We start from the raw sequence: 26340 nt of genomic DNA, 5'->3' as shown, positions 1-26340 counted from the left end.
GCCCGGGAAAGAGATCACAGGCCGGTCATCAGCCCTCTACACTCACCCAGACCGCCCCTGAACAGGGAAAACGTCAAAGTGCTGCTGGAGTACTAGGCCGCAATTACGAACGTTTCGCCGACCACCCCGTCTCCTTGCCCGCCGCATGGTCCACCTCGTCACCGGCGAACACACCGCCACCACACCGCCCTGCCCGCCCCGTGACCGACCGCGCCGGGAGCGGCAGTGCACCCGCAGGCCTGCACGGCGGCCCAGATCCTCACCGGGCGGACCGAGGACGGTCCGTGTCCGCGGCCCGCGGGCCACAACGGTGGGACGTGAGCGGCCGCGGTCACAACGGCGTGACCATGAGAACGAGGCGCGCACTCGGCCCGGTGGATCGCCGGCCAGGTGGGGCGCACCGCAGGCGCGCCGGTGACCTGCTGCGTTGATCGGACGGTACGCCCGGTACGACAGTGTCACGCGGCAGTCGGATTCTGTTGTGCTGCAGGTGAGGGCTCTCTCGGCCCCGCCGCGGGACGGAGGATCGCTCAGATCTGGTTCAGTCCACCGTCGACGTAGAGCTCGGAACCGGTGACGAAACTGCTCTGGTCGGACGCGAGGAAGAGAGCAGCCGCGGCCGCTTCGGCGGGCTCGCCCATGCGGCCGAGAGGAACCTGCTGCGCGAAGAAGGCGTGCAGCGACTTGGCCTCTTCCTCATTGGGCGCGAGGCCGGTGATTCCCGGGGTCTTGATCGGTCCGGGCACCAGGGTGTTGACACGGATGCCACGGCCACGCAGCTCGTTGGCCCAGGTGCGCGAGAAGGAGCGGACGGCCGCCTTCGACGCGGCGTAGACGCCGAACGCCTCTCCGCCGGTGGTGGCGGCGGTGGATCCGGTCAGGATCACCGAGGCGCCGTCATTGAGGAGCGGAAGTGCTTTCTGCACGGTGAAGAGCGTCCCGCGAACATTGATGTTGAACGTGTCGTCGAAGTGCTGCTCCGTCACCTTCTCCAGGGTTGCGAATTCCCCGCCGCCGGCGTTCGCGAAGAGTACGTCGATGCGGCGGCCCTGCTCGGCGATGACCGAGAAGAGCCGGTCGAGGTCGGCTGGGCTGGCTATGTCTCCGCGGACGGCGGTGACGTTGTGGCCGATCTCGGCGGCGGCCGCGTCCAGCGCATCCTGGCGTCGGCCGGTGATGATCACGTGGGCGCCTTCAGCGGCGAATCGCCGCGCCGCAGCCAGCCCGATGCCGCTGTTCGCCCCGGTGACCACGGCCACTTTGCCTGTGAGTACTGCCGTCATGACGCGCCACTCCTCGATAGTTCTTGACTGCTTCGTCCATAACGCTAGCCGTTATGGACGAAGCAGTCAAGAACGCATAGGATCTCCTTCATGGCACGACCTCGGAAATTCGACGAGCAGCAGGTAGTGGCGACCGCACGGGAGCGGTTCTGGGCGGGGGGGTACGCCGCCACGAGCATGGACGACATAGCAGCGGCGACAGGCCTCGGCAAAGGCAGCCTGTACGGCGCGTTCGGCGGCAAGCAGAACCTCTTCCACCGCGTGTTCGACGACTACTGCACCTCAGTAGTCGACGCCACAGCCCAGCAGCTGCGCGGCGATGACGAGAACGCGTACACGCGATTGTCCGCCCACATTCACGCGGTGGCCGCAGCCGCCGCAGACACCGCCCAGCGCGGATGCCTGCTGGCCAAAGGCACCGCCGAGCTGGCCGAACACGACAAAACCGTGGCCCAGCGTGCGCACACAGCCATCGAAGCGCTGCACGCACTGCTGAAGGACGACATCGCCGCCTGCCAGCGCAACGGCGACCTCGACGCGAAGGCGGATCCCGGACAGTTGGCCGCGCTGGTGCTCGCCGTACTGCGGGGCATCGAAGCACTGGCCAAGGCCGGAGCCGACGAGGAGACACTGACGGACATCGCTCGCACCGCCCTCGCCGTACTGCCACGCTCCGCGAACTGACGGACCCATCGGCCCACGTCGTCAGGGTTACAAGGAGGGCGGGTGCCGTCTCGCCCAGCACTTTCAGTATTGCGCCAACTCGCCCCGCTGTCCGGCGTCTCGAAGTCCGCGGCAGCCCGGATCATCGACCAGCGCACCCGATTGACCCTCCGAGCGACGGGCGCCGACTCTACGAGGCACTTCGTGCCCGCCGGTTCATGCTTGTCACCTCGGACGACTCCCTCCACCCTCGCCTCGATGATCGGCGGACGGTCCGACAAAGTGGAGACCGTGTCCGCACAGGGCTCGACGATAAAAGTGTGCTGGGCCGGCCTGACGCCCATATCGCGTGGGCCCTGTCGGACGAGTCACCTGAACGTCGCACCGACGCAACTCGCCAGGCGTTGGCGCACAAGTGCGGGGCGCTGCAGGCGAGCTCACGAAGCAGACTTCGCTCGTGTGACACCTCCGCACAGTTTACGAGGGCCCAGGCGGCGCTGAGCACTTTCACCACCCTGCGTCCCCCTGCCCGTCGGCCCCACCGGAACCCGGTCGGGTCAGCGCGCAGCCGGATACTCGGGAAGAAATGTGCCTTGAACCATGCCCTTTACCGTGCGTGCCGCAAGTGCCGCATAGCCAAGGGTGGAGAGTGCGAGGAGAACGTACGCGATCACCCTCGAATGATCGACGTCCTCGGCTCTCAGCCAGAAGATCACATCCGTGACAGCGGCGACGTACGTGAAGGCGAACGCCCAGTAGGGCGGCCCGAAAGGAGCCGTCCGGTACGAGGGAATCATGGAAATCTGCACGAGTGCCATGAGCAGTGCGTAGCCTGCCAGTCCGCTCGCCACGAAATCCGCTCTTCCTCCGTTCATCGCAAACCAGACGTTCCCGGCCACGACAGGCGGAGCGAATTCGATGGCGATGACGGGCAGCAGCCGATTCGGCAGTGCGGGCTGCGTGAACAATCTGAGGAGGAGAATCGAGCCGAGGACGACCCAGCAGATGAACCCGAACCCGAACATGAGCTCGGAAAGTCTGACCCAGCCGAATGACGCTGCCCCACCCGCCGCCAGCAGACCGCCGGCCACGGTAGGCAGGAAATATCCTGGATGCCAGTCAACGAGTTTCATGTCGACGCGGATCCACGCGCCGGTCAGGAATCCGCCCAGAGTAACCGTGACGACAAATGCGACGAGGTAAATACATTTACCGGCTGTGTCCGCGTACGGTTTCAGGGCGACACCGATGAGCATGGGAACGATCGGCACCAGTGAAATGAACGGGCCAGTAACCGGGTGTGTGAACTCTTTCCCCAGATGTCCCCGAGAACTGACATTCACCACGTAGGCAGCCATGGTCAGAAGCCACAGAAGGCCGGCACCCAACCACAGAACGATTCCCGGCCATCCGGGTGTGCGCGCCACGCTGTGTGCCGCTGTCCACGCTTGAGCCAGACCTGCCAGACCAAAGCTGATGCCGAAGAGATTGGGAGCCACCAGATACTTGCGGCCGGTCAAATACGTACTCCGTTCCGTGACCACCCTGCCCGGGTGCTTCCGTGACGCCTCCTCAGCGATCATCGCTCCCGCAGGCAGCCGATGCGAGGCGACGCTCCAGCCGACAGGCAAACCGAACCCGCGCGTGCAACCAAGGCCTCCCCGAAATGAGCTGCGCACACAGCCCGGGAGTCACCCCCGCACGAGCCATATGGCACGGCGGCGGCGCCATTCGGGTCTGTCCCGTCCGCGACGAGCAAGCTGTCACAAAATCTCGTGAAAGACCGGCCTCAGCGTTTCGAGCACGGTCTGGCTGCCAGCGCGCGCCACCAGATGCTTCGTCTTAGAATATCTCTACGAGCAAAGCGGCAACGGAGGTCTAGATGAACGCTCTGTCGTACGAGCGGGGACGCATAGGACTGCTCCTCATAGACACCGTCAACGACGTATTCTCCGAAGACGGGAAGGCATACAGAGTCTTCAAGGAGGAATTCGAGCGGATCGGCACCCTCGAAAACCTCAAGACTCTCCTCGCGGGAGCCCGGGAGCAAGGTTTCCCCGTCTTTCACGCCCCCATGTCATACACGGAAAGCGACTACACGACCTGGAAGCACATCTCAGGCGTGCACCACGAAATGTTCGACAACCGCCTGTTCGTGGAAGGGAGCTGGGGTGCCGACTTTCACCCGGACCTCTCCCCCATCGACGGTGAGATTGTCATCATCCCACACAAGAACATCGACGTTCTGGCCAATACGGACCTCGAAGTACAGATGCGGCAGCACGATGTCGAGTACATCGCCATCGCCGGCATGGTCGGAACCATGTGTGTGGAATCGACCGCGCGCAGTTGCATGGAACACGGTTTTCACGTCACGACGTTCACGGACGCGACAGCAGCCTACGGCGGACGCCCCGCATACGACGCCATGATCCTGCGGTATCCACTCATATCGCACGCGACTCTCAACGTCGAGGAATTCCTTTCCGCAATCAAGGCTGCGGGCACCTGACCCGCCGCCCCGCAGACAGCACCGGCCCCCCGCAGCAGTCAGGGCTGACGCGTTCCCAGTCGGCGAGATGAGCTGATCGCCTGCGTCATCTTCCCTGTTGGATCGACGTGTTGAAGCGGATCGAACCGGGTTGGAAGCGTGCCGGTCTGGCGTACGTTCCGGGTGCCGGAGGATCCTCGGATGGCGGGGGATCGGTGCCAGTTCTGGCCGGGCGGGCGGACCTGGCTGTTCGGCCGGGCTCTCTCCTGCGGCTTCGGTAAGCGTCTTCAGTGCACCAGGAGATCGATGGCGACCTCCAGTCGTTCGAGGTAGAAGTCCCGTGCTGCGGCCTGGTGTTTGAGGCCGGTCGATGCGCTGATGATCGTCTGGGCGATTTGACGGGCCGCCGCTTGTCCTGCCTCGACGGCGATCGCGTCTGTGACCAGTTGCTCGAAACGTTGCGGCGTGGTCTCGACGATCTCCCCCAGGAGGCCGGGGTTGTCCTCGATGACCACCGCCACATCGCGTGTCAGCGGGCCGATGTATCGGCCCGCCCACTGGTCGAACGCATCGAGGAGACGCTCTGCAAGGGGTCGACCGGTGTCGGCCAGGACGTGTTCGACCGCTGTGATGTCGCGCTCCACTGCCTGGGTGACGGCGGCGCGGAACAGGCTCTCCTTCGAGGAGAAGAGGAAGTAGAGCCCGGGCCGGGAGATGTCCGCCGCCCGCGCCACCTCCTCCATCGAGGTCTTCCGGTAACCGAATCGCGCGAACGTGACCATGGCGGAGTCCAGAACCATGGTCCGACGGTCGGTGTCGGCGACTGTCGACGGCGGGTGGCTGGCGGCGGGACTGTTCATGGACCGATCATACGAGCGAGAGTCGTACTATACAAATCAAGGCTAGTGAGTATAGTCACCGCCATGACTACTCGCGATCCCATCTCCACACCCTTCACCGCCTCCAGCACCGCGGACGAGGTACTGCGGGGTGTCGACCTCACCGGCGTCCGCGCGATCGTGACGGGAGCTTCCTCCGGAATCGGGATCGAGACGGCTCGCGCGCTGACCGCTGCCGGTGCGGAGGTGACGCTCGCTGTCCGGAACACGACGGCGGGGGACGCCGTCGCTGAGACGATCGAGAAGACGACCGGAGGGATACGGCCCCGAGCCGTCCGGCTCGACCTCGCCGACAGGACCGCCGTCACGCGATTCGTTGACGCGTGGGACGGCCCTCTGCACCTGCTGATCAACAATGCGGGCGTGGTCACTGGTGGCCTCGAACGCACACGTGAGGGCTGGGAACTGCAATTCGCGACGAACCATCTTGGCCACTTCGCCCTCGCCACCGGCCTGCATGACGCCCTGGCCCTGGGAGCCGCCGACCGCGACGGAGCACGGATCGTCTCGGTCAGTTCGACGGCGCACATGCGTGCCGGCATCGACTTCGACGACCTCCACTTCGAGCGTCGCAGCTACGATCCGCAGATTGCCTACGCCCAGTCGAAGACGGCGAACTCCCTGTTCGCCGTCGAGGCAAGTCGCCTCTGGGCGTCCGACGGCATCATTGCCAATGCGGTGAACCCCGGCGGTGTCGCAACGGGACTGCAGCGGAACTTCACAACACAACAGAAGGAGTCGCTCGATGCGGCCGAAGCCGCCGGGGTCTTCACGTACAAAACGGTCGAGCAGGGGGCTGCCACCAGCATCGTTGCGGCCGTCGCCCCGGAGTTCGCGCACTCCGGAGGCCACTACCTCGACGATTCACAAGAGGCCTACACCGTGACGAACGACGCCGACCTCGCCCAGCACCCGCACGGTGTCAAGGAATGGGCGCTCGATCCCGCCACTGCCAAGCACCTCTGGACGGTCTCGACCGACCTGCTCCGCGTCTGACCTCTCGACGCCACAGCAAGCGGTATCGCCGCCTTCTTGGTTGGTCACCGCATCGCCCCACAAAGCCTGTAGCACATGGCCTGCGAAGATGGCCACGTCTGATGCGCAGAGCCAAAACCTGGTCGGTTCCTCTCCGAGAGCCCGGTGTGGGGGCCCGCCTTCGGCGCGACCGAGACGCTGGCCAGCGCGGCTCAACACGCTGAACTTGACGGAGAAGCAGGCGCAGGCGTGGTCGCTTAACCTCGTTCGGCAACGAGAGACGCGACCCCTGATGATCAAGGTTGTCGAAGCCTTTGATCATGAACAGGTGTCGCGTTCGCGTGCCATCCTCCCTGATCGGTGTCCTGCAGCGCCACTGCGCGGACGCCGAATCCGCCTGCCCGGAACTCGAACCACGGCAGTTCACCTCTTTGGCCGAGGTGCTGGCGCAGATACCCGATCCGCGCCGTGTCCGCCGCTACCGCCTGGGCTCCCTGCTCGCGCTGTGCCTGGTCGCCGTCCTCGGCGGGGCCACGTCCCTGGCCGCCGTCGCCCGATTTGCTGCCGACACCGACTCCGACCTGCGCGAACAACTCGGACTGACCTCCAGCACGCCGAACGCCTCCACGCTGGGAAGGCTCCTGGCCCGCCTGGACGGCGACGCGCTCGACGACGCCGTGGGTGCCTGGCTCGCCCGATACGCCACCGATCCGGTCGACGAACCCGGCGACACGCTGGTCGGTCTTGCCGTCGACCGCAACACCGTGCGCGGGTCCCGCACCGACGGCCAAGCCGTCCACCTGCTCGCCGCTGCGCTTCACTCATGCCAGACCGTGATCGCCCAGCGCCAGGTCGCCGCGAAGAGCAACGAAATCCCCGCCTTCGTCCCGCTGCTGGACCGGATCGACCTGCGCGGCGTCGTCGTCGCCGATGCGATGCACACCCAGCGCACCCACGCCGGGCACGTCATCGCCGTCGGCGGTCACTACCTCCTGGTGGCCAAGGGGAATCAGAAGAAGCTGCGCAAGCAGCTGCGGCGCCTGCCCTGGCATGAGATTCCGCTGCAGGCCCGCACCACCGGGGCCGGGCACGGCCGCCGCGAGGTCCGCCGTCTGAAAGTCTGCCCCGTCCGTCCCGGTCTGCTCTTCCCGCACGCTGTCCGGGCCATGGAGATCAAGCGCCGCCGCACCGCCGCAAGACCGGCAAGGTCGAGACGAAGACCGTCTACGCGGTCACCAGCCTGCCGCCCGAGCAGGCCAGCCCGCAACAACTTGCCGAACTCGTCCAGAACCACTGGTCAGTTGAGGCCCTGCACCACATCCGAGACGTCACGTTCGGCGAGGATGCCTCGCAAGTACGCACCTGCACCGCACCCCGCGCCATGGCTGCCCTGCGCAACCTCGCCATCGGACTCATGCGCCAAACAGGCTGGGCCAACATTGCCGCCGCAGTCGATCACTACAGGTCACAACCCCATCACGCTATCGCCATGCTCCGACTCACAGCCTGAGAATGCATCGCCCCTGCCGCAGCAGTGGCACGCCTGCCACGGCACGGGGAGCAGCGAAAGAAGCGGCCAGAAGGGAACCGGCCTTCCGGCGTCTACAGATCTAAGATCGCTGCCTTCTGCCCGCCCAGCTGAGCAGTCCGTCCTCCCCGAGGCCCACCCATGGCTCCTGGTTCAGGTCCAGAAAACCGTCGCCGGCGCCTTCGCCGAACGTCTCGACCGTCCGCTTGTAGTCGCTCGGCACCGCGGTGCCCAGGCGTGACTCGACCTCCGCTCGGTCCACGTCTGGCCGCCGGGCGGCCTGTGTCCAGCCGGTGATCCGTACAAGCCGCTGCATCCACTCGACGTCCTCGCCCGGAGCGGCCGCCAGGGGTGCGGGCACCTCCCTGTGAGCGACCACCAGCGCCGGCCGCTCGGCTCCCTCTGCGTCCCGCGCCGTACCCGTGCCGACCCACTGATCACCGTACGCCCACGCCCGTATCGTCACGCCCCGGTCCTCGAAGGGGACGAGAAGAGCCGCCACGCTGCCACCAGCCCCTGCCGCCGGACTCCCTCGACACCAAGATCAAGGCAGACCTGACGGAGTCCTCCTACTCAGGGCGCCTGGAGTTCGAACTCCGCGCGGTCCGAGGTGACGCCGTTGATGTGCAGGGCGATTGCGTGCCGGCCCGGGTGGCAGCGGCGGGTGGCAAGGGGCCGGAAGGAGTGTTCCCGGGTCACCGCGATCGTCTCGCCCGGGGCGATGGCGCGGGCCGTGAGCTTGAACGTCCTGGTAGTTCGCGACCCGTCGGCCCCGCGGTGGTGGACCACGTAGTCGATCGCCAGCCGGGCGTCCGAGGCTCCGACGTTACGGATGGTCGCGGTGAAGCGAACGCTCCCGCCGAACGGAACACGGGTACGGTCGAGCACCGGACCGTCGACCTCGAGCGTCGCCGAGGTGAAACCGAGCAGTTCGAGGGCCCCGGGGTGGCCGCGTTTGACGAGCGTGCGCAGTCCGCGGCGCACGAGCCGTCCCGTCGTCGGTGCAGGAGCATCCAGCCAGCGTCTGGCGGTGGCCACGGCGAGGTCTGCGTGGCCACGGCCGAGGTCGTCGAGGTGGTCGGCGACGGATCGCCGGACGTACTCGCTGTCGTCGCGGTGGAGGGCGTCGAGGACGGGCACGGTCGCACCGGGACGGGCGACGAGCTCCGGCACCGGGACCGATCGGGGGAGGCAGGGCCGAGTGCCCTCGGCGGCGAGGCGGCGCACATCGGGGTCGGTGACAGCCGTCCATCCGGCGATGATCCCGAGCGCCCGGTCCAGGTCGTGCCGCAGCAGGATGCGCAGGGCGAACTCGGAGGTCAGCCGCCCGGTGAGGTCGGCGAGAAGCGCCATCGCGTCGTCGAAGGCGGTGTCGGTGCCCTCGGCCACCGCCTTCGCGGCGACAGCACTCGTGACCGGCCAGATGAGCCACCCACCGAACCCCGGCACGGCGTCCCGGGCGGCCCGCACCACGCCCGCCAGCTCTGCGTATCCGCCGGGCACGTCCGCCAGGAGGGCGTCGCGCAGCAGGTCCGCCCGTTCGCGCAGCGGGAGGGGGCCGAGGCGTTGCGCAGCGGCCCGCAGCGAGGCGGGTTCCACGCCGGGCAGCGCGGAACGGACGGCTCGGGTCAGCAGCCGCACGGTGTGGCCGTTGACGAGTTCGTCGGTGAAGGGCATCGTCGTCTCCTCCCGTCGGTCAGGGCTCCACGTACTGGACCACGGTCGTGAACTGCCAGTCGACGGTGGCATGGTCGATCGCGTCGTGCACGGGCGAGCCGCCCATCTCCCCGGTGATCCCGGCGGCTCCCGAGCGGGCGTGCTCGATGCTGTCGTAGGCGACGATGTCGAGGACCGTGCCGTCGGCGCGCACGACGATCCGGCGCCACTGAAAACCGGGCCTGCCTCTGAGGTACTCGTTGATGTCCGCGTTCGCCGCGACGAAGTCCTCCGGCGTGAGGCCCGGCGCGGGGCGGAGGGTGGTGATTTCCAGGATCTCGGGAATGACAGGCTGTCCTTTCCTACGGGGCGGAGGTCGCGGCTCGGCGGATGCCCTCCTGCAGGTTCCGGCGCGGCGGATACCGTCCGGTCGCGTTTCCACGGCGTGCGTGCCGCCCGGTGGGCGGGAGGCGGGGCCGCCCCGGTGTGCGGCACCCGGGAAGGGGCGTGGTCCGGGCGTGGTGACGGAATGCTCAGGCCTGCTCCGCCATCGAGGCCAGGTACGTCAGGGCTTCCTCGCTGCGGCTACCGGGCTCGGGGGTGCCGACGAGCAGTTGCTGGCCGGGAGCGTCGACCACTTCGAACGTCTGGTAGGTCAGCTCGACGCGGCCGACCTCGGGGTGCACGAACACCTTGAACTTCCGGGTGAGGCCCGCGACGTCGTGGTCGGCCCACAGCGCCTTGAACTGCGGCGAGGCCGCGCTGAGTTCGGCGACGAGGTCGGTGATCTCCGCGTCGTCCGGGAAGCGCCCCGCGTTCAGGCGCAGCGCGTAGACGCTGCTGCTCAGCTGCAGCTCCCAGTCGGCGAACACCTCCTTGGCCCGGGGATCGGTGAACAGGACACGGGGCATGTTCCGCTCGGTGCCGAAGGGGGCGAGCAGCGCCTCGGCGATCGGGTTCGCCGCGAGCACGTCGAGGGCCGGGCCGAGCACGTATGCCGCCGCCCGGGAGAAGGATTCCAGCAGCCCCAGCAGCGACGGGTGCACGAGGTCCCGGGGACTGTCCGGGCCCAGCCGGGGATTGAGCCCCGCCAGCCGGAACAGGTGCTCACGTGCCTCGGGCGCGAGGCGTAGGGCGTGTCCCAGGGCATCGATCACCTGGACGGAGGGATTGCGCTCGCGTCCCTGCTCGAGACGGGCGTAGTAGTCCGCGCTGACCCCGGCGAGCACGGCGACCTCCTCGCGTCGCAGGCCGCGAACGCGTCGCCCTGAGACCCCGCCGGCCAGCCCCGCGTCGCCCGGCTCCAGACGCGAGCGGCTCGCGCGGAGGAAGGCGCCGAGGTCGTTGTCGCGGGGGTTCATGCCACCGATGCTAGCTCCGCCCGCCGGATCGGCGATCGGTCGGTTCGGGACCGTCAGACACCTGATCACGGACGCACTCCCTTCCCTGGCATCGCGGCGCGCCGCTCAGACGCCCGGAATGACATAGGGCATGTCCAGCAGGATCCGGTGGCCCACGATCTTCCATTCGCCGTCGATCCGACGCAGGTCGGTGTCGTAGTACCCGGACTCGATGGGTTGCACAGTGCCCTGGGAGCCGAAGGTGCCGTCCGCCCAGCCACTCTCGGGCCGCGCGGCGGCCTGGACGCGGAAGACGATGAACTGGGCGCTCATGTGGGCGCGGTCGCCGTCGATCTCGATGATGTGGTCGGCGGTCACGTGGTGGCTGGAGCCGCCCACGGGGTGCGGGGCCATGTAGTGGTCCACCGCGTACTCCACGGCGGCCCCGCCGATCATCGGCGGGGCGACCGGCTCGTGGCTGCCGGGCCCCGTCTTGAAGAAACTCTGCACGACCGCGTCGTCGGTGAACAGCGCCCCCTGGGCCCTGCCGTCGCGCTGGTCCGTGGCCCGTACATAGCGCGCCAGGACCTCCTGGATCTTACGTTCGTCGCTCATGGCGGCCCTCTCGTGTCGTCCCGGCAGACGCGTTCAGCCTCAGGCCGACGTCCTCACCGGTTCCTCCAGCCTCCACCCGCGTCCCACGGCGAAGAAGGGTGCGTGAGCCTGGGTGCCCGGCACCCAGGCTCACGGTCCCTTGCCCGCGCCTCGCCGACGCGGTGAAGTCGAAGGCGCGGCATTCGCCGTCTTGGCATATCTGAAGGAGCACACGTGGACACGCCAGCACAATCCAAGACCGTCCTGATCACCGGCGCCAGCAGCGGCATCGGCGAGGCCACCGCGCGCCGGCTCGCCGGGCTCGGCCACCGTGTGCTTCTCGGCGCCCGCCGGACCGACCGGCTGGCCGCCATCGCCGGAGAGCTCCGTGCGGCGGGCGGTTCGGTCACCCACCGCGAACTCGACGTGACCCGTCTCGACTCCGTGCGTGCCTTCGCCGCGGCCGGCGTGGAGGAGTACGGCGGCATCGACGTGCTGATCAACAACGCCGGCGTGATGCCGTTGTCACCGGTCGAGGATCTGCGCATCGCCGAGTGGGAACAGATGATCGATGTCAACCTGCGCGGCGTGCTTCACGGAATCGCCGCCGTGCTGCCCCAGATGCGGCGGCAGGCAGGTGGCCACATCGTGAACGTGTCGTCGGTGTCGGGGCACCGGGTGGATCCGACGGCCGCCGTCTACAGTGCCACCAAGTTCGCCGTGGCAGCCGTGTCGGAGGGGCTGCGGCAGGAGAGCCGGGACATCCGGGTCACTGTCGTCAGCCCCGGATTCACACGCAGCGAGCTGACGCACCGCGGCGGCTCACCGGAAGCCCAGGGCGCTGCCCGCGCGGCGGCTGAGCAGCTGGCGATCCCCGCCGCGGCCATCGCCGAAGCGATCGCCTTCGCCATCAGCCAGCCATCGAACGTCGACGTCAATGAGCTCGTCGTCCGCCCCACCGCACAGGGCTGACGGATCAGGCGCCGGGGCCGCGGCGTGCCCGACGGCGGGACGGAGGGCGGTGCCGTCGGTGGGCAGTATGCGGGCGGCGAGGCGAGGCGCGGCCCGGCGGCACCGCAGCGATCGGTCAGGGCGACAGAATCGCTCACCGTTTTGCTCGTTAGCGGGTGAATCGATCCTTCCGTACACGGGAGGGCTGTCAGAGGCGCGTATCGAGGCCCTGGCCGACCTCGACCCCGGATGGTGCTCCGCGTGGGAGCTGCCGGCTCGTCCTCGCCCACAGGAAGGCGGGCGGCGGCGTCCCGGCCAGAGCGGGTGAACTCATCGTCCGGGGCGAGGACCTGGGGGTGTGGGCGGCCGGGCAGCGGGCCGGGGGGACCGGCTCGCGCCCGCGCAGCAGTGGCTGCTGGAGTCGGTCGGGATCGAGCCCCGGCAAAGGCCGAACCGGTGGCGGGTGCGCCGAGGTCGCAGGTGGCAGGTCCTCTGTCCCTGCTGTGAAGGGCTCACCGACCACCTCGACGTCGAACCGTCGTCCCTGGCCTGACCTGTCGGCGAGCCGATCAGGACGCATCGTGGCCATGCGCTGGGCGATCTCCGTCGGCGCATCGTGACGTCGACGCCGCGTGAAACGCCGGCCCCCTGCCAGCAGGTGCAGGCAGCACGGTCGGATCTCCTCCCGCACCGCGGCGCAGGATCTGTGCCCCACCCCCGGGCCCACGGTCACGCAGCGCTCCCCGCACTCCGCCCCGGCCCTTCTCTCTTCCCTGCTGTGACGCGGCTCGGCAGCGCCCGCACAGCGCTACTACGGTGCTCCCCGCCCGCCGCGTCCCAGCCGTCCGGGAAGGCGGCCAGGGTCAGGCGTTGCTCTCCCATCGGGCGAGCGGGCGAGGACGCGCCGTCCACTGATGACGGCCTGGACCGGCCGAAGGCACGCCTCACTGCCGACGATGTCGTTCTCCGGGTGCATACCCGCGGACAGCGCCGGTCCGGATCGGTGGATGACCCTCGTACGACGTCGACTGCTGGACGGACTCGTACGGTGACGGCTCCGGGGCGGATGTCTGCTTGCCCGTCGGCGCCTGGAGGCTGCCGTAGCGCTCCATGCGCTGCCACCGCAGCCGTGAACCCGACACGGCTGTGAAGACGGACTGGATGACCACCAGGTACATCAGCTGGCGGTAGACGAACTGCTGCAGCGGCAGGCTCCACAGCGGGCCGGGGCGTTCGCCGTCGAGGCGGAACGCGTACAGGCCCATCAGCAGTTGCAGAAGCAGGAAGGCGAGCCACAGGGCGGTGATCCGGACCGGGTCGAGGAAGAGCAGGCCGTAGACGGCGAAGACGTCCACGACCGGTGCCAGCAGGGGCAGCAGGACCTGGAAGAGGAGGAGATAGACAAGGCCACGGCGGCCGAGCTTTCCGGCGGCGCCGCGTTGCACCAGCGCGCCGCGGTGCTTCCACATCGCCTGCAGGGTGCCGTAGCACCAACGGTACCGCTGCCGCCACAGGGCGCCGAGCGATGCGGGCGCCTCGGTCCAGGCGACCGCCCCTTCCTCGTACACCACACGCCAGCCGGCCCGGCACAGCGCCATGGTGAGGTCGGTGTCCTCAGCAAGGGTGACGTCGCTGACCCCACCGAGGGCGAGCAGTGCCCGGCGCCGGAACGCCCCGACCGCGCCGGGCACGGTCGGCATGCACTCGGCGAGGTCGAAGAGGCGGCGGTCGAGATTGAAGCCGACCACGTACTCGATGTGCTGCCAACGGCCCAGCAGGCCACCGCGGTTGACGACCTTCGCGTTGCCCGAGACGGCGCCCACCCGAGGGTCGGCGAAGGGCTGCACGATCGTGCGGACGGTGTCGGGTTCGAAGACGGTGTCGCCGTCGACCATGACCGCCAGGTCGCAGGTGGCGGCGGCCAGGCCGGTGTTGAGCGCGGCCGGCTTGCCCGCGTTCCGCTGCCGGATCACCCGCACTCCCGGCAGACCGAGGGACTCGACCAGGTCTGCGGTGCCGTCGGTGGAGCCGTCGTCGACCACGATGATCTCCACCGGATGGTCCGAGGCGACCAGGGAACGTACGGCCGCCTCGATTCCGGCGCTCTCGTTGTACGCCGGGACGATGACGCTGACCGGTTCGGTCACCGGCGGCCCCCAGGGCCTGGCCCGGCGTCCCGTCCGCAGTTGTCGGTGCCTGCGGGCCGCAACCAGTACGGCCCCCGCGCGCAGCACGCTGATCGCTCCGGCCGCGTACATCAGCACGCCGAGCAGCCGGATGGTCCCGTCGCCGAGTTGCAGCATCTTGACGAGGGCGATGCCCTGGAGATGGTCGCCCAGCCCGGCAGGCCGGACGGGGTCCGCCATGCCGACCGCGGCGCCGACCGTCGAGAACCGGAAGCCCTGTGCCTTGAGCCGGGGGATGAGGGCGTTCAGGGCGGCGACGGTCTGGGAACGGTCGCCTCCGGCGTCGTGCATCAGCACCACCTGCCCGGCCTTGCCGCGCGGTGTCGCGTTCGCGAGGACGCGGGCGGTGCCGGGGCGCTGCCAGTCCTCGGCGTCCAGGGTGGAGAGCACCGTGACGTACCCGGCCGTGTCCGCCTGTTCGAGGACGGACCAGTCGGCGTCGTCCAGGGCGTCGTTCTCCGAGGAGTACGGCGGTCGGAGAAGCGCGGTGGTGACGCCGGCGGCCCCCGCCACCGCCAGTTGGGTCTCGCGCAGCTCCAGGGAGCGCTGCCAGGGGGCGATGCGGGAGAGGTCTGGGTGGGTGAAGGTGTGGATGCCGATCTGGTGTCCCTCGGCGACGATCCGGCGGACCAGTTCCGGGTGGGCGACCACCTGGGTGCCGACCACGAAGAAGGTCGCGTGCACGTGATTGCGGCGCAGCACGTCCAGGATGCGTGGCGTCCAGACCGGGTCGGGGCCGTCGTCGAAGGTCAGGGCGATGGTGCGGGTCTTCGGGCGGGCGGTGTGCGGGGAACCGGCGGCGCCCGCAATCACGGGGCCGCCGTGCGCCACCTGCCCGGGCACCGTGTCGGCACGGCCAAGGGGACCGGTCACGTCGTCCGAGGTGATCTGGAACATGTGGTGGGTGTAGCCCTGCAGCAGCAGGGCCGCAGACAGGGTCACCACGAGCACGCACAGCAACAGCCAGTGAGTGCGGGGGGTGACTCTGCGGGTGCGGCCGCGGAGGCGCGGCGTAACGGTGCGGCGTCGGCGATCGGTCACGTCAGGGCCTTGGCTCACTTCACGGGCTTGTGGGACGAGGCGATGGTGCGCCCCTTGGTGGAGTGCGCCGTGGTGGGAGTGGCGCTGGGAGTCGCGGTGGTGGCGGTCGGCGACGCGGTGCCTGCCGGCGAGGTGGTGCCGCTCGTCGCCGTGGTGGGCTCGGGCGTGGCCACGGGGGCGATCGAGGCCGTCGGACGACCGGCCAAGCCGGAGGCCGTCTGACGCGCACCGGGACCGGGGCTGTCGAACGCCTCGCTGGAGCCTGCACTCCCTGCGGAGTGGCCGGCGCCGGACCGGGAGTCGGGGACGATCGCGTGGGGCGTGGCCGTGCGAGGGGTATCGGGCAACGGGACGAACGGGGCACTGATGGTGGGGCCGCCCAGGACCGTGCTGATGAGCAGGGCGACGTAGCAGGCGGCGGGGATCACCAGCAACTGCGCGGCGCGGCGCACGCGGTGCTGACGGCGACCCGAGGCGTCCACGAAGACGGGCGCCGGATCGCTCTCCGGCGTGTCCGGTTCCGCTACCGGGCGGCCGGGCTCGTCATGGTCCGCCGGCAGCACCGTGATGACGTCACCGTGCGGAGAGTCCCACTCCGCCCCGGCGGGGTGGTCCGGCCCGGTGACGAACACCGGCCCACCGGCGGCCGAGGGCGCCGGATCCGCCGTGACCGTGTCAGCGGTAGTGCCCCCGGTGGCCTCTTGACCATGGGCATACCCATGACCCGGGCCGGCATGGGGCTCCTCGCCGTACCCTGCGCCACCATCGCCCGTCCACTGCACGAGTCCCGCCTCCTCTCCAGGACGACCAACGTGGTCGTTCGCATGAAAAGAGCGCAGCGGGCCGAAACTGTTACACCTCCCACCTCACACAGCCACACGTCCCACCCCGCGGATCCGCAGGTCCCGCCTCGCGGCGGTTCCCGGCCCGTCCTGGATCGCGACCCCTCACACCTCGGAACAGCACTTCACCACCGCTGCCCCCCACTGGGCCGCGTGCGTGTAGAACGCCCGTAGCGCCCGGTGCGTGACGATGAACGCGTGTGACGTCTCGGCCTCGGTCATCCCACCGTCACCAGGAAGCAGCCGGTCCCGGGCGAGGTCCCACAGTGCGTCGAAGTCGGCGTGCTCCAGAAATCCGGCCACCCGGCGGGTCTGGGCCGCCGTGAGGACCAGCAACGGCGGCTCGCTCCGGTTGCGGAACACTGGGCGGCCGCCGAGCACCACCTGGGCCTGGAGCCGGCCCCCTGGAGCCTCCAGCGGAGCGCTGGTGTAAATACGCTCCTGGTCCAGACAACACGCGTCCAGGATCCCCTCGGGGCACCGGCCGACCAGGTGGCGGAGGGACTCCCCGTCGCTCGCGAAAAGTCGCCCAAGCCAGGCCGGACTGTTGCGCAGTGCCGGGGCTGGCACCGCTCGCAGACGGACATGCGTACTCATGACAGAGGGAGCGCACGGAAGTGCCGGAACATCACACGCCCCACGGTGCGGGGGGACGGGAGCGACCGCTCGCCTCGAGTCTGTCCGGTCCTCTCCGCGCCGCTCGCGGGGCGAGTCGTAAACGGCACACAGAGAGAGGGCCGAGGGCGGGCTGGGGCCCGACAACCGGTGGGGATCGCCGCTACCGGTGCGGTACCGGGCTCGACCAGCTCCCCAGCGCGGGGCCCGCTGGAAGCGTCGCCCTGTTCGGACGGCACCGGTCCCGCTCAGTCGCCGTCGTGCCTGCCGAATCCAGCACTTGATCACCGGGAGACAGGCGATAGCGGACAGGGCTCCTGGGCGTTGTGACGTTTCCGGGAGAGCGTGCGCTGATTGTCGTGGGGCCGTCGTTGCGACCGGAGCGCGACGGACGGCGGAATTCGGTTGTGAACGGTGCGAACGAGGGCAATCTTGGGCCAGGTACGGCAACCCCGGCGTGTACATGAGTACGACGGGGAGCTGGGTGCGGCGGTCGTGCGCGCGCAGCGGGGCGACGAGAGTTCCTTCGCGGTCGCCTACCAGATCGTGCAGCCGGGCCTTCTGGGCTACCTGCGGGGCGTCGTCGGCGACGACGCGGAGGACGTGGCGTCCGACGCCTGGCTGGAGATAGCCCGTGACCTCGGACGCTTCAAGGGGGATGGCGCCGGCTTTCGCGGCTGGACCGCGACCATCGCCCGGCACCGGGCGCTGGACCACCTGCGCCGTCGGCGGGTGCGGCCCCAGGCCAGCGGTACCGACCAGGACGTACTGGATCTGGCCGGCCCGTACAACACTCATGAGCAGGCTCTGGAGTCCCTCTCCACGAAGTGGGCTCTGGAGCTGATCCACGGACTGCCGCAGGACCAGGCCGAGGCCGTGCTGCTGCGGGTCGTGGTCGGTCTGGACGGTCCGGCGGCCGCGCGCGTCCTGGGCAAGCGGCCGGGTGCGGTGCGCACGGCCGCCCACCGGGGCCTGAAACGCCTCGCCCGTCAGCTGGATATCGGTGGCGAAGTGGAGCAGCGTGTGACGGATGTGGCTTCCCGCGCGCTGGGGGAGCCGACGTGAACGGCAACCGCGGCAGGATCGACCGAAAGGCGTGCGAGCCGGCATGGCGGACGAACCGAAGCGGTCGGACAGAAACGGAAACGGACATGGGTGAACGGCTGAGCGGCGACGGGGTGGGGGGCCGTCGGCGTGTGCGGCCCGACGGCACCCTGTCGGACCCTCGGGACGCGGGCGACGACACCGTACTTGAGGACGCAGCGCTGGAGACCGCGCTGGCCGTCGCCGTTCGTGCAGGTGATCCCGGGTCGCAAGGCGAGCAGCAGGCCGTGGCCGCGTTCCGGGCCGCCCGCGCTGCGGGTGCGCATCGTGCACGTACCCGGCGCCGGGACGACTGGCGACCGGCAGCCGAGCGGCGGGCGCGGCGCCCGGTCAGGCTGACGTTCGGCGTGGTCTTCGTCAGCCTTGCCCTGGGCGGTGTGGCGGTCGCGGCCATCGGTTCCGTCGGTACCTCCACCGAGGGTGCCGGACAGAGCCGGGGCACGGCGAGCCCGTCGGCGGCCGCTTCGAATCGGCCGGGCGGCGCCGCCTCGGCACCGCCCTCCGGCAAGGCCCGGCCGACGGACCGGCCCGCCACCGACCAGGACACCGAAGCCCACTGCCGCGCCTATGACCATGTCCAGGGCCACGGCAAGACGCTCGGCGCGACGGCCTGGCAGGAGTTGATCACAGCAGCCGGCGGTAAGGACAAGGTGGCCGCCTACTGCGCCGAACAGCTGGCAGGCGCGGCGGCCGAGCCGAGCCACGCGACCGGCTCGGGCAAGTCCGGCAGGAGCGCCGCGCACTCCGCCGCCGGCACAGCAGGCGGCACCGCCGCGGCCGGCAACGGCCAGGCGAACGGCGGGCAGGCGAACGGCGGCCAGGGCAACGGCAAGAACAAACAGCCGCTCGGCGAGCCTTGAGAGCGGGCCGTGATGGTCGGCAGCGGTGTGACTACGGCGGACACAGGACCGCACCATGGTCGACCGAGACGAGGGAAGAGACTCTCCGGAGCCGAGAGCGCACGTCCCAGTGCCGTCACTCGGTCCGATGCACATCGGCGACGCACCATTCGGGAGCTCTGGATGTCCAGGCATCCGGGTCGCGGAAGCAACGATGCAGACGCATTCCTCCCCTGCCGTCCGGCGCCATGCCCTCGACGTGCCCGTATGGGCGGCCAAGCACGGTCGAAGGGAGTGCGATCCGACCGGAACAACCACTTTGGTCACGAGGGCGGAACCGGCGCCGCCCTGGCGCCCCGCACCTCGATCGTCGCGCCGGAGCGCGGTGTCGGCGGTCTTCGAAGGCTGAACCAGTGCTCGCCCGCCCTGGGTCGACACTGGTCCTCTTTCAGAAGACCACCGACAGCACGGTTTGTCGGCAGTTCGCTGGTCCCCCGGCAGACGCAGCCATGAGCCCGAGGACGGAATTCCACCTCGGCGTCGCCGCTCCGCACGTTCGTCAACTCGGCAGAATCGCGCGCGATGACATGGAAGAGGTGATCGGCGCGTGGCGCGGACGAGGGCTGGGCCGGGCCGGGCGGGCGCCGCCCGGCAACGCCGCCCATCCGCGCACGGCTCCCGACGCGGACGGCCCGGAAAACCCCGCGGAGACAAGGGCTACGGCTACCGGCACCTGTGACACGACCGGACCTACAGCCCTCTCCTGCCATCAGCCTGGCTTCCCCGTTGATGAGGGCATGCCTTCGGACGACAGGCTGTAGCCACTTCCGCAGTACAAGGCCCCAGCCGTACGAACGTCCCGAGCCCCGGCTGACTGCGGGACGGCGCATGACTGTCTGCCTTCCGTGAAGGACTGTCAGTCAGCCACCAGAACTGGAATCCAGGACGTGCGGCAGGCCAGGGTGTCACGCGACCCTGCAGCAGTCCCCGATGAACCGTTCCGGGTTCGGCAGAGGGCGCCGGCGTTCATCCCGGGGCTTTGCGGCACTGGATGAAGAAGCACGATGCCCAGGCTGACCCGCAGGCCGCTGCGACCCGCGACGATTCCGGGCGGATCCGGCAGTTGGAGAAGGAGAACGCCGAGTTGCGGCGGGTGAATTAGATTCTCCAGGCCGCAGCTGCTCTCTTCGCAGCGGAACTCGACCCCCGACAGCCACGCTGATCTGCTTCATCGACAACCTTCGCGACCGGTTCGGAGTCGAACCGATCCGCCGCATCCTGGCCATCGCCCTTCGACGTACTACGCGGCCGAGCGCCGTCCGCCTGCGGCGCGGTCGGTGCGCGACGCTGAGCCGACCGCCGAGGTCCAGTGGATCCACGAGGCCGGATACAGGGTCTACGTGGCGCGAAGAGGTCTGGCACCACCTGCGGCGTGAGGGCATACCGGTGGCCCGTTGCACGGTCGAGCGCCTGATGCGTGCCGCGGGCCTGGGCGGGGCGGTGCGGGGCCGCAAGGTCCGCACCACAGTGCCCGGCAAGGACGGACGACGCGCGGGCGACCTGGTCAACTGTGACTTCCGTGCGCCGCGCCCGGACCGGCTGTGGGTGGCGGACTTCACCTACGTGCCCTGCTGGGCCGGCATCGCCCCCTCGATCGGCGGTGTCGCCGATGCGCACGACAACGCCCTCGCCGAGTGGACCATCGGCCTGTTCAAGACCGAGCTGATCAACCGCCGCGGGCGGTGGAAGACCTCCACGGACGTCGAGTTCGCCACCGCCGAGGGGATCGACTGGTACAACCACCGCCGGCTCCACAGGGCTCTCGGTCACACAGCACCAGCCGAGTTCAAAACCGCCTACCATCACCAGCACACCCGCGCCAACGAACCCGTCCGCGCGTGACATCCCAGCTGTCTGCCGAACCCGGAACGGTTCACAACGTCCGCACTTCCCTCGCCCCGGCCCCACGAACGGGACACGCAGAGCGTCGCCTGCCGCGCAGTTGAGAACCCGGGAGAGACGGTGGGGGGCTGCATTCCTCATGTGCCCGAAGGAGCCCTCCGCTCGGGACTTCCCGGAGGCAGAGGGCTCCTTCGTGAGGTGCGGCCGGCGGTTCAGCCGACGGTTGCGATGCCGTCGGTGGTGACGGTCGGGCGGCCCGCGGTGCCGACCACGACGATTTTCAGGGTGTGCTTGGCGGCCGTCGACCAGCTCTTGGTCCAGATCGCCTGGCGGTAGAGGGTGGTGGAGGACTTCAGGTCCACCGTGGTGGCCTTGGTGCCGTCGACGTAGACGTACGCCTGGCCCGAGGCGGAGGCCCGCGAGACGATCCAGGCCACCGAGCGTCCGGTGAAGGTCCAGCTGATCGAGGCCCTGGCGGACGAGGAACTGTAGGAGTACCCGCCCAGGTAGCTGGTGCTGTTCTTGTGCGTCCAGGTGCCGGTCCGGGTGGTGGAGGTCTCCTGGACGATCTTCGGCGTCCGGTAGACGGAGGCGGCGGTCGGGTTGCCGGCCATGTCGTACGCCTTCAGGGCGAACAGGTCCGACGTGCCGGGCTTGGCGCTGGTCGACCAGGAGGTCACCGTCGGGCCGAAGGTGGCCGAGGACGGCGAGGTCGCCGTCACTTTGGCGAGCGCCGCGTTGTCGGCGGCCTTCCAGCTCACCGTGACCGGGACAGAGGTGGAAGTCACCGTGCCGGTGCGCACTCGCACTCCGGGAGCCGTCGGGAACGTGGGCCCGGTGGTGTCGCCGACCAGGGTGACCGAGCCGGAAAGCGTGGTCGTCCCTCGGACGTGGGTGGCGCGCACCTGGACGGTGTGGCTGCCGGAGGCGACCGAGATCGAGGCGGAGCGGACGGAGCCGGAGGCGTGGGCCACGGCCTTGCCGTCGATCAGGACGTCGAAGCCGGAGATCACCGCGGATGGCGTGGTGGTCGTCCAGCTCACCGTGGCCGCGCCCTTGGTGTAGTAGCTCGTCCCGGACTTGGTGGCTCCGCCGGACAAACCGGTGACGGAGACCGCGCCGACTGGGCCGGCCGCGTAGGAGCGGATCGTGCTGAGCGCGTTGTAGAGCTGGTTGCCGGGGCAGTCGGTAGCGAAGCCGTTGCGGTGGCCGGAGATCGCGTTGAAGCTGTAGCTCTTGCCCAGGGTGAAGCCGTAGCTGTCGCCGGCGCCCTCGGGCAAAGACGCGGTACCGGTGCCCGGGTTCACGCCGGTCATGCCGAACTTCCAGGCCGCGATGCGGGCGATGGAGCCCAGCATCGCCTGGCTCGGCGCGGCCCCGGTGAAGGTGCTGGCCGTGGAGTCGCCGCCGCTGAGGTCGGTGTAAGTACCGATGGCGGCCACGCCCATGCTGTTGGTGTTGAACCCGTAGGTCTGGGCGCCGACGACGGGTAGCGCCATCCCACCGAAGCGGCCCTCGAAGATCGTCCCGCACTTGTCGACGAGGAAGTTGTAACCCAGGTCGCGCCAGCCCTGGTTGAGGTGCTCGGCGTAGATGCCGCGCACGATCGCCGGGGAGTCGGCGCAGGAGTAGCTGTTGGTGGTGTCCGTGTGGTGGACGAACATCACCTTCGCAGCCGAGCCGTACGACGGGTAGCCCGATTCCCGCGCGCACTCATCCGCGCCCCAGCCGGCCCGGGTCACCACGGTGGGCGGTGCCACCACCGAGACGGTCGCGGCCGGCATCGGGTCGGGCGGGGTCGCCGACGCGGACGGGGCGGCCGTGCAGGAGGGGTACGCCTCGGACATCGTCGGAAGCTGGCCGGGCCAGGCCGTCGGGGACGCGCTCGGCGAGGTCGGGGCGGAGGTCCCGGCGGACGGGGTGGCGGAGACGGGGTCCGTGGCCGTGGCGGTGTCTGTGGGCGGCACGGAGTCCGTCGCGGTCGGGGTGTCCGAGGCGCCGGTGCCCGTGGTGGCCGTCGCGGTGCTCGCCGGGGCGGGGCTGTCCGTCGGCGAGCTGGTGTCGGTGACCGTCGGGGAGGCCGTGTCGGTGGCCGTCGCATCCATGGCGTAGTTCGCCAGCCCCATGCCGGAGTCCCGCGTTCCGCTGGTGGCGGGCCTGCCCGGATCGACCAGGTCCACCCGCAGCCCGGCGGGCAATGCGGTCGTCCTGCCCGCGCCGGTCGCGCGCACCTGGATTCCGTTCGACGGCCCCGACCACATCGGGGACATCCCGCCGCGTACACCGGGACGGTTCAGCTCGGCGGCATCGGGGAGATCGTCCGGCTGCTGCATCTTCAGCCACTGGGTCCAGTGCCCGTCAGTGGCGGAACGGGTCCGTACCTCCACCGTGCCGCGCAACTTGGCGTGCGCGCCGTTCCAGGTGACACCGACCATGCTGAACGGAGCTGTGGACCGGGTCCCCAGCGTCTTGAGCGACGCACCTTCTCCGGTCAGGGACAGTGAGTGGACATGCGTCTTGATCGGTCCCTGCGCGGACGGCGCCCCATGGCCTGGTGAGCCGGCCAGGGCGACGGTCGCCGCAGCCACACCGCCACCGAGGACTACCGCCCCCAACGCCACCCACGTCCGCGTCTTCGGACCGGATCGACGGCGACCGTGCCGGACGCTGTGTTCAGTTCTCATGCCCCACCCAGAAGATCCGTTGTTGTCATAAGCCATCGCTGGGCACAGCCGTCACCGGAGTGCCCTGGGATACCAGCGCACCCGACCGATCAAACGTCACATTTCCAGGACTCGGGCTGGGACGGACGCACGCCGACTGCGGCTTTGGCGGCCCCTGCACGCCGGAAACCGTGAGCGGACGGTCCAGCACAGGCGGACGTGAGCGGTATCACGCGGGATCTCCGGACCGCCCCCAGACAGGCCAGGGATGCAACCAGGCTCCGGCCCCGCCGGATGCACCGCCGCCCTCCGCACCGCGCGGGCCCAGCTCAAGCCGCTGATCTTCGGCGGCGCCAACTGAGTCCGCGGTACGCCCACCACGACGACCGAGGTCGGAAACTCCCCCGGCTCTCCCGACGGCATCGACGGCCCGGACCCCATGGCCGACATGCACGCCCAGGCTCGGCGGTCCGGGGCCGAGATGATCGACGACGACATCGTCCCGGCCGACGTCACCACCGACATCGAGACCGTCTCCGACACCACGGGCACCGTGCACCACGCCAGGTCCGTGATCGTCCCCACCGGCTCCGGCCACCGCAAGCTCGACATCCCCAAGGAGGACGAACTCTCGGACCGCGGGGTGTCCTGGTGCGCGACCCGCGACGGCTTCTTCTTCCACGACCGCGACATCGTGGTCGTCGGCGGCGACACCGCGATGGAAGAGGCCACATTCCTCACCCGCTTCGTCCGCTCCATCACCGTCGTCCGCCGGCGCTCCAGCCTGTGGGCCTACCAGGTGATGCAGAACCCCGCCTTCTCCGACGAAAAGATCTTCTTCGCTTTCGACACCGGGATCGCCCAGCTCAAGGAAGAGGACGGCAAGCTCTCCGGCCTCGTCCTGCACGACGTCTTCACCGGCAAGAACCGCGACCCGGACGTGACCGGCCTGTCGTCGCCATCGGCCACGATCCCCGCCGCGAACTATTCCAAAGGCCGGCCCGCCCTGGACCACCACGGCTGCACCAAGGCCGGACGAGGGCCACGAGGTGGGTGCGTTGACCGCCGTCCACCGCTGCTGGGCGGACTCGACGAGTTTGAAGACCATGGCCAGGACGGCGGTGCGGGAGCCGGAGACGCGGGTGACCTTGGTCCGCAGCCTCACGCAACTTCGCGGCGTAGAGCTTTGGCGAACGTTTTGATCGCCGCCTCGGCGTGGTCGCGGTCCTCGGCGTTGCAGATGTCCTGGATGGCCTTCTTCGCGCCGGGCCGCGCGGACTTCGGCATGGAGCCGAGGACGATGGCCGTTTTGTGAACCCAGCACCTTTGCTCGCGGGTGGCCGGGAACACCTGGGACAGGGCCTTCCAGAGGCCCAGGGCGCCGTCGCCGACCGCCAGGACCGGGGCGCGCACGCCCCGGCGGGCGCGGTCGTGCATCAGGTCCGCCCAGGATGCTGCGGATTCGCGGTAGCCGTCCTTGAAAGCGACCAGCTCCTTCGAGCCATCGACGCGGACCCCGATGAGGACCAGGACGCAGGCTTTGGCCTGCTCCAACCGGACGTTGAGGTGGATGCCATCGGCCCACACGTACACGTAGTCGGCCTCGGACAAGTCGCGGTCCATGAAGGCGGCATGGTCGACTGCCACTGCTGGGTGAGCCGGGTGACGGTGGCCGGTGAGAACTCAGCCGCCGAGCCGAGGAACGGGGGGACCATGCGGGCGTCTTCGGTCCGGTCACGGTGCGGTCGCCTCGGCAACCGACGGCCTGGCGGCCGCTCGCCGAAGTTGACGACGCCGCGCCGGTCTCGCTGGAGCCGCATCGGCCGAGATCCCGTTTGGAACAGCCTTGCGGAATTGAGAGTGCGCTGAGGGGATTTCCTTCGGCCTACCGAGTGAGTTTTCGGCAGACCGCAGGTAAAGGGGTGCTCCGCGGACAAGATCGTCCTGAGGTACGGCAGCGTGCCGCCGCACGAGTGCACGACCGCGCGCGATACCTGAAACCACAGAGAGGCGCCCTCCATGCCCGTCCTGAGGAAATCCCTTCGCATTTTCCCCGCCGTCACCCTGGGAGCGGCACTTCTGGGGATGAGCGCCGGTCACGTGCAAGCGGTTCCAGCCGCGCACCAGAAAACGCAGAAAGCCGCCCGTGCTTCCGACGACTGGCGCAAGACGGCCGTCCAGTACGCGGACAACCACTGGAACTGGAGCGCATGGGACGACAACATCCCGCGGGTGAAGGAGGGCCAGGCTCAGCCCTATTTCGAATGCGCCGAGTTCGTCGCTCGCGCTCTTGCCGCGGGCGGCCTCATCCCCGGACTCAGGCCGGATGATCCTCAGGATTCCTACTACCACTACAAGGCACCGAACGGCAAGGAATACGACCTCTTGCTGATCTCGGACGTCGTCGGCTACCGGAGCCTCTACGACTTCATCATGGACTACAAACTCGGCGCGGACATCGGCGACAACCCCGCCCAGGCTCAACCCGGCGACGTGGTGGTCATCTTCAACTCGGACTACTCGGACAAGCTGCACACGGGTCTCGTGGCCCAAGAAGTGAAGGGCGATGCGGATTCCACCGTCGACGCCCACAACAACGCGCATTACCGACGCACGTACCAGAAATTCGACACGGGCGGATACGCCCACATTATCCATATCGATCCGGGTGTGATCAAATCACAGCGGCCGGCCGTTCAGCCGCCCTCCGACCCGGATCTCATCCGATCCCACGCCAGTCACGCCCGCCCCTCCTAGCCCCAATACCG

At 69.2% G+C, this 26340-nt stretch carries 21 protein-coding genes and 4 pseudogenes; 12 read left to right on the top strand and 13 right to left on the bottom strand.

Annotated features, from left to right (window positions below):
• Positions 1–530: 530 nt before the first annotated feature.
• Positions 531–1283, bottom strand: a complete 753-nt coding sequence (locus tag ACZ4O3_RS08485; RefSeq protein WP_467721651.1) for an SDR family oxidoreductase — start codon at positions 1281–1283, stop codon at positions 531–533.
• A gap of 90 nt (positions 1284–1373) precedes the next feature.
• On the opposite strand from ACZ4O3_RS08485, the gene ACZ4O3_RS08480 reads away from it, so the two are divergent.
• Complete coding sequence (locus ACZ4O3_RS08480; protein WP_362726917.1) at positions 1374–1967, top strand: TetR/AcrR family transcriptional regulator; 594 nt, start codon at positions 1374–1376, stop codon at positions 1965–1967.
• A gap of 536 nt (positions 1968–2503) precedes the next feature.
• Here ACZ4O3_RS08480 and ACZ4O3_RS08475 read toward each other — a convergent pair.
• Positions 2504–3466 (bottom strand): SLAC1 family transporter, encoded by a 963-nt coding sequence (locus tag ACZ4O3_RS08475; RefSeq protein WP_467721650.1) that lies wholly within the window; start codon positions 3464–3466, stop codon positions 2504–2506.
• A gap of 362 nt (positions 3467–3828) precedes the next feature.
• On the opposite strand from ACZ4O3_RS08475, the gene ACZ4O3_RS08470 reads away from it, so the two are divergent.
• A complete protein-coding gene (locus tag ACZ4O3_RS08470; protein WP_362726923.1) occupies positions 3829–4458 on the top strand; it encodes a cysteine hydrolase family protein in 630 nt (209 codons plus the stop codon).
• A gap of 266 nt (positions 4459–4724) precedes the next feature.
• On the opposite strand, the gene ACZ4O3_RS08465 is transcribed toward ACZ4O3_RS08470, so the two are convergent.
• The gene (locus ACZ4O3_RS08465) at positions 4725–5219 is read right to left on the bottom strand and encodes a TetR family transcriptional regulator (protein WP_467721649.1); all 495 of its coding nucleotides are present in this window, start codon (positions 5217–5219) and stop codon (positions 4725–4727) included.
• Positions 5220–5360: 141 nt separating this feature from the next.
• Here ACZ4O3_RS08465 and ACZ4O3_RS08460 point away from each other — a divergent pair, with 141 nt between their 5' ends.
• From ACZ4O3_RS08460 to ACZ4O3_RS08450, 3 genes and pseudogenes are all read left to right on the top strand, one after another.
• A complete protein-coding gene (locus ACZ4O3_RS08460) occupies positions 5361–6332 on the top strand; it encodes an SDR family NAD(P)-dependent oxidoreductase (protein ID WP_362727617.1) in 972 nt (323 codons plus the stop codon).
• A gap of 299 nt (positions 6333–6631) precedes the next feature.
• Positions 6632–7381: pseudogene (locus tag ACZ4O3_RS08455) on the top strand (ISAs1 family transposase); the annotation flags it as partial.
• Positions 7382–7431: 50 nt separating this feature from the next.
• Positions 7432–7821: a transposase gene (locus ACZ4O3_RS08450; protein ID WP_467721677.1), complete on the top strand. Its 390-nt coding sequence runs from the start codon at positions 7432–7434 to the stop codon at positions 7819–7821.
• A 100-nt stretch (positions 7822–7921) separates the two neighbouring features.
• Here ACZ4O3_RS08450 and ACZ4O3_RS08445 read toward each other — a convergent pair whose 3' ends face one another.
• From ACZ4O3_RS08445 to ACZ4O3_RS08425, 5 genes are all read right to left on the bottom strand, one after another.
• Positions 7922–8305: a hypothetical protein gene (locus ACZ4O3_RS08445; protein WP_362727611.1), complete on the bottom strand. Its 384-nt coding sequence runs from the start codon at positions 8303–8305 to the stop codon at positions 7922–7924.
• Between the two features lie 107 nt (positions 8306–8412).
• Positions 8413–9516: a DNA alkylation repair protein gene (locus ACZ4O3_RS08440; RefSeq protein ID WP_467721648.1), complete on the bottom strand. Its 1104-nt coding sequence runs from the start codon at positions 9514–9516 to the stop codon at positions 8413–8415.
• Positions 9517–9535: 19 nt separating this feature from the next.
• Entirely contained in the window at positions 9536–9937 is a 402-nt protein-coding gene (locus ACZ4O3_RS08435) for a hypothetical protein (protein WP_467721647.1), read from the bottom strand.
• Positions 9938–10028: 91 nt separating this feature from the next.
• Positions 10029–10856, bottom strand: coding sequence for a helix-turn-helix transcriptional regulator (locus ACZ4O3_RS08430; protein WP_362724797.1), 828 nt, complete (start codon positions 10854–10856; stop codon positions 10029–10031).
• Positions 10857–10961: 105 nt separating this feature from the next.
• Positions 10962–11450 carry a nuclear transport factor 2 family protein gene (locus tag ACZ4O3_RS08425; RefSeq protein ID WP_362724800.1) on the bottom strand — a complete coding sequence of 163 codons (489 nt, stop codon included), beginning with the start codon at positions 11448–11450 and terminating at the stop codon, positions 10962–10964.
• Between the two features lie 213 nt (positions 11451–11663).
• Here ACZ4O3_RS08425 and ACZ4O3_RS08420 point away from each other — a divergent pair, with 213 nt between their 5' ends.
• Positions 11664–12401 (top strand): SDR family oxidoreductase, encoded by a 738-nt coding sequence (locus tag ACZ4O3_RS08420; protein WP_467721646.1) that lies wholly within the window; start codon positions 11664–11666, stop codon positions 12399–12401.
• A gap of 923 nt (positions 12402–13324) precedes the next feature.
• Here ACZ4O3_RS08420 and ACZ4O3_RS08415 read toward each other — a convergent pair.
• The 3 genes from ACZ4O3_RS08415 to ACZ4O3_RS08405 all read right to left on the bottom strand — a co-directional run bounded on the left by ACZ4O3_RS08415 (position 13325) and on the right by ACZ4O3_RS08405 (position 17046).
• Positions 13325–15508, bottom strand: a complete 2184-nt coding sequence (locus ACZ4O3_RS08415) for a bifunctional polysaccharide deacetylase/glycosyltransferase family 2 protein (protein ID WP_467721645.1) — start codon at positions 15506–15508, stop codon at positions 13325–13327.
• 113 nt (positions 15509–15621) lie between these two features.
• Positions 15622–16239, bottom strand: a complete 618-nt coding sequence (locus ACZ4O3_RS08410) for a hypothetical protein (RefSeq protein ID WP_467721644.1) — start codon at positions 16237–16239, stop codon at positions 15622–15624.
• A 315-nt stretch (positions 16240–16554) separates the two neighbouring features.
• Positions 16555–17046, bottom strand: coding sequence for a DUF1877 domain-containing protein (locus ACZ4O3_RS08405; RefSeq protein WP_362731245.1), 492 nt, complete (start codon positions 17044–17046; stop codon positions 16555–16557).
• Positions 17047–17496: 450 nt separating this feature from the next.
• Here ACZ4O3_RS08405 and ACZ4O3_RS08400 point away from each other — a divergent pair, with 450 nt between their 5' ends.
• The 4 genes and pseudogenes from ACZ4O3_RS08400 (at position 17497) to ACZ4O3_RS08385 (ending at position 20909) form a co-directional block, all read left to right on the top strand.
• Positions 17497–18129, top strand: coding sequence for an RNA polymerase sigma factor (locus tag ACZ4O3_RS08400; RefSeq protein ID WP_467721643.1), 633 nt, complete (start codon positions 17497–17499; stop codon positions 18127–18129).
• Between the two features lie 86 nt (positions 18130–18215).
• The gene (locus ACZ4O3_RS08395) at positions 18216–19028 is read left to right on the top strand and encodes a hypothetical protein (protein ID WP_467721642.1); all 813 of its coding nucleotides are present in this window, start codon (positions 18216–18218) and stop codon (positions 19026–19028) included.
• A 1000-nt stretch (positions 19029–20028) separates the two neighbouring features.
• Positions 20029–20169, top strand: a pseudogene (locus ACZ4O3_RS08390) (transposase); the annotation flags it as partial.
• 56 nt (positions 20170–20225) lie between these two features.
• Positions 20226–20909 carry an integrase core domain-containing protein gene (locus ACZ4O3_RS08385; protein WP_467721676.1) on the top strand — a complete coding sequence of 228 codons (684 nt, stop codon included), beginning with the start codon at positions 20226–20228 and terminating at the stop codon, positions 20907–20909.
• A 212-nt stretch (positions 20910–21121) separates the two neighbouring features.
• On the opposite strand, the gene ACZ4O3_RS08380 is transcribed toward ACZ4O3_RS08385, so the two are convergent.
• Positions 21122–23344 carry a peptidoglycan recognition protein family protein gene (locus ACZ4O3_RS08380; protein ID WP_467721641.1) on the bottom strand — a complete coding sequence of 741 codons (2223 nt, stop codon included), beginning with the start codon at positions 23342–23344 and terminating at the stop codon, positions 21122–21124.
• 496 nt (positions 23345–23840) lie between these two features.
• On the opposite strand from ACZ4O3_RS08380, the pseudogene ACZ4O3_RS08375 reads away from it, so the two are divergent.
• Positions 23841–24565, top strand: a pseudogene (locus tag ACZ4O3_RS08375) (NAD(P)/FAD-dependent oxidoreductase); the annotation flags it as partial.
• 38 nt (positions 24566–24603) lie between these two features.
• Here ACZ4O3_RS08375 and ACZ4O3_RS08370 read toward each other — a convergent pair.
• Positions 24604–25275: pseudogene (locus ACZ4O3_RS08370) on the bottom strand (IS256 family transposase); the annotation flags it as partial.
• A 316-nt stretch (positions 25276–25591) separates the two neighbouring features.
• On the opposite strand from ACZ4O3_RS08370, the gene ACZ4O3_RS08365 reads away from it, so the two are divergent.
• Positions 25592–26329 carry an amidase domain-containing protein gene (locus ACZ4O3_RS08365; RefSeq protein WP_362719960.1) on the top strand — a complete coding sequence of 246 codons (738 nt, stop codon included), beginning with the start codon at positions 25592–25594 and terminating at the stop codon, positions 26327–26329.
• Positions 26330–26340: the final 11 nt, after the last annotated feature.

It is taken from the genome of Streptomyces sp. NPDC026515 (assembly GCF_055567595.1).
The sequence above is the reverse complement of the archived record's forward strand: the minus strand, read 5'-3'. Positions and strand labels throughout refer to the sequence as shown.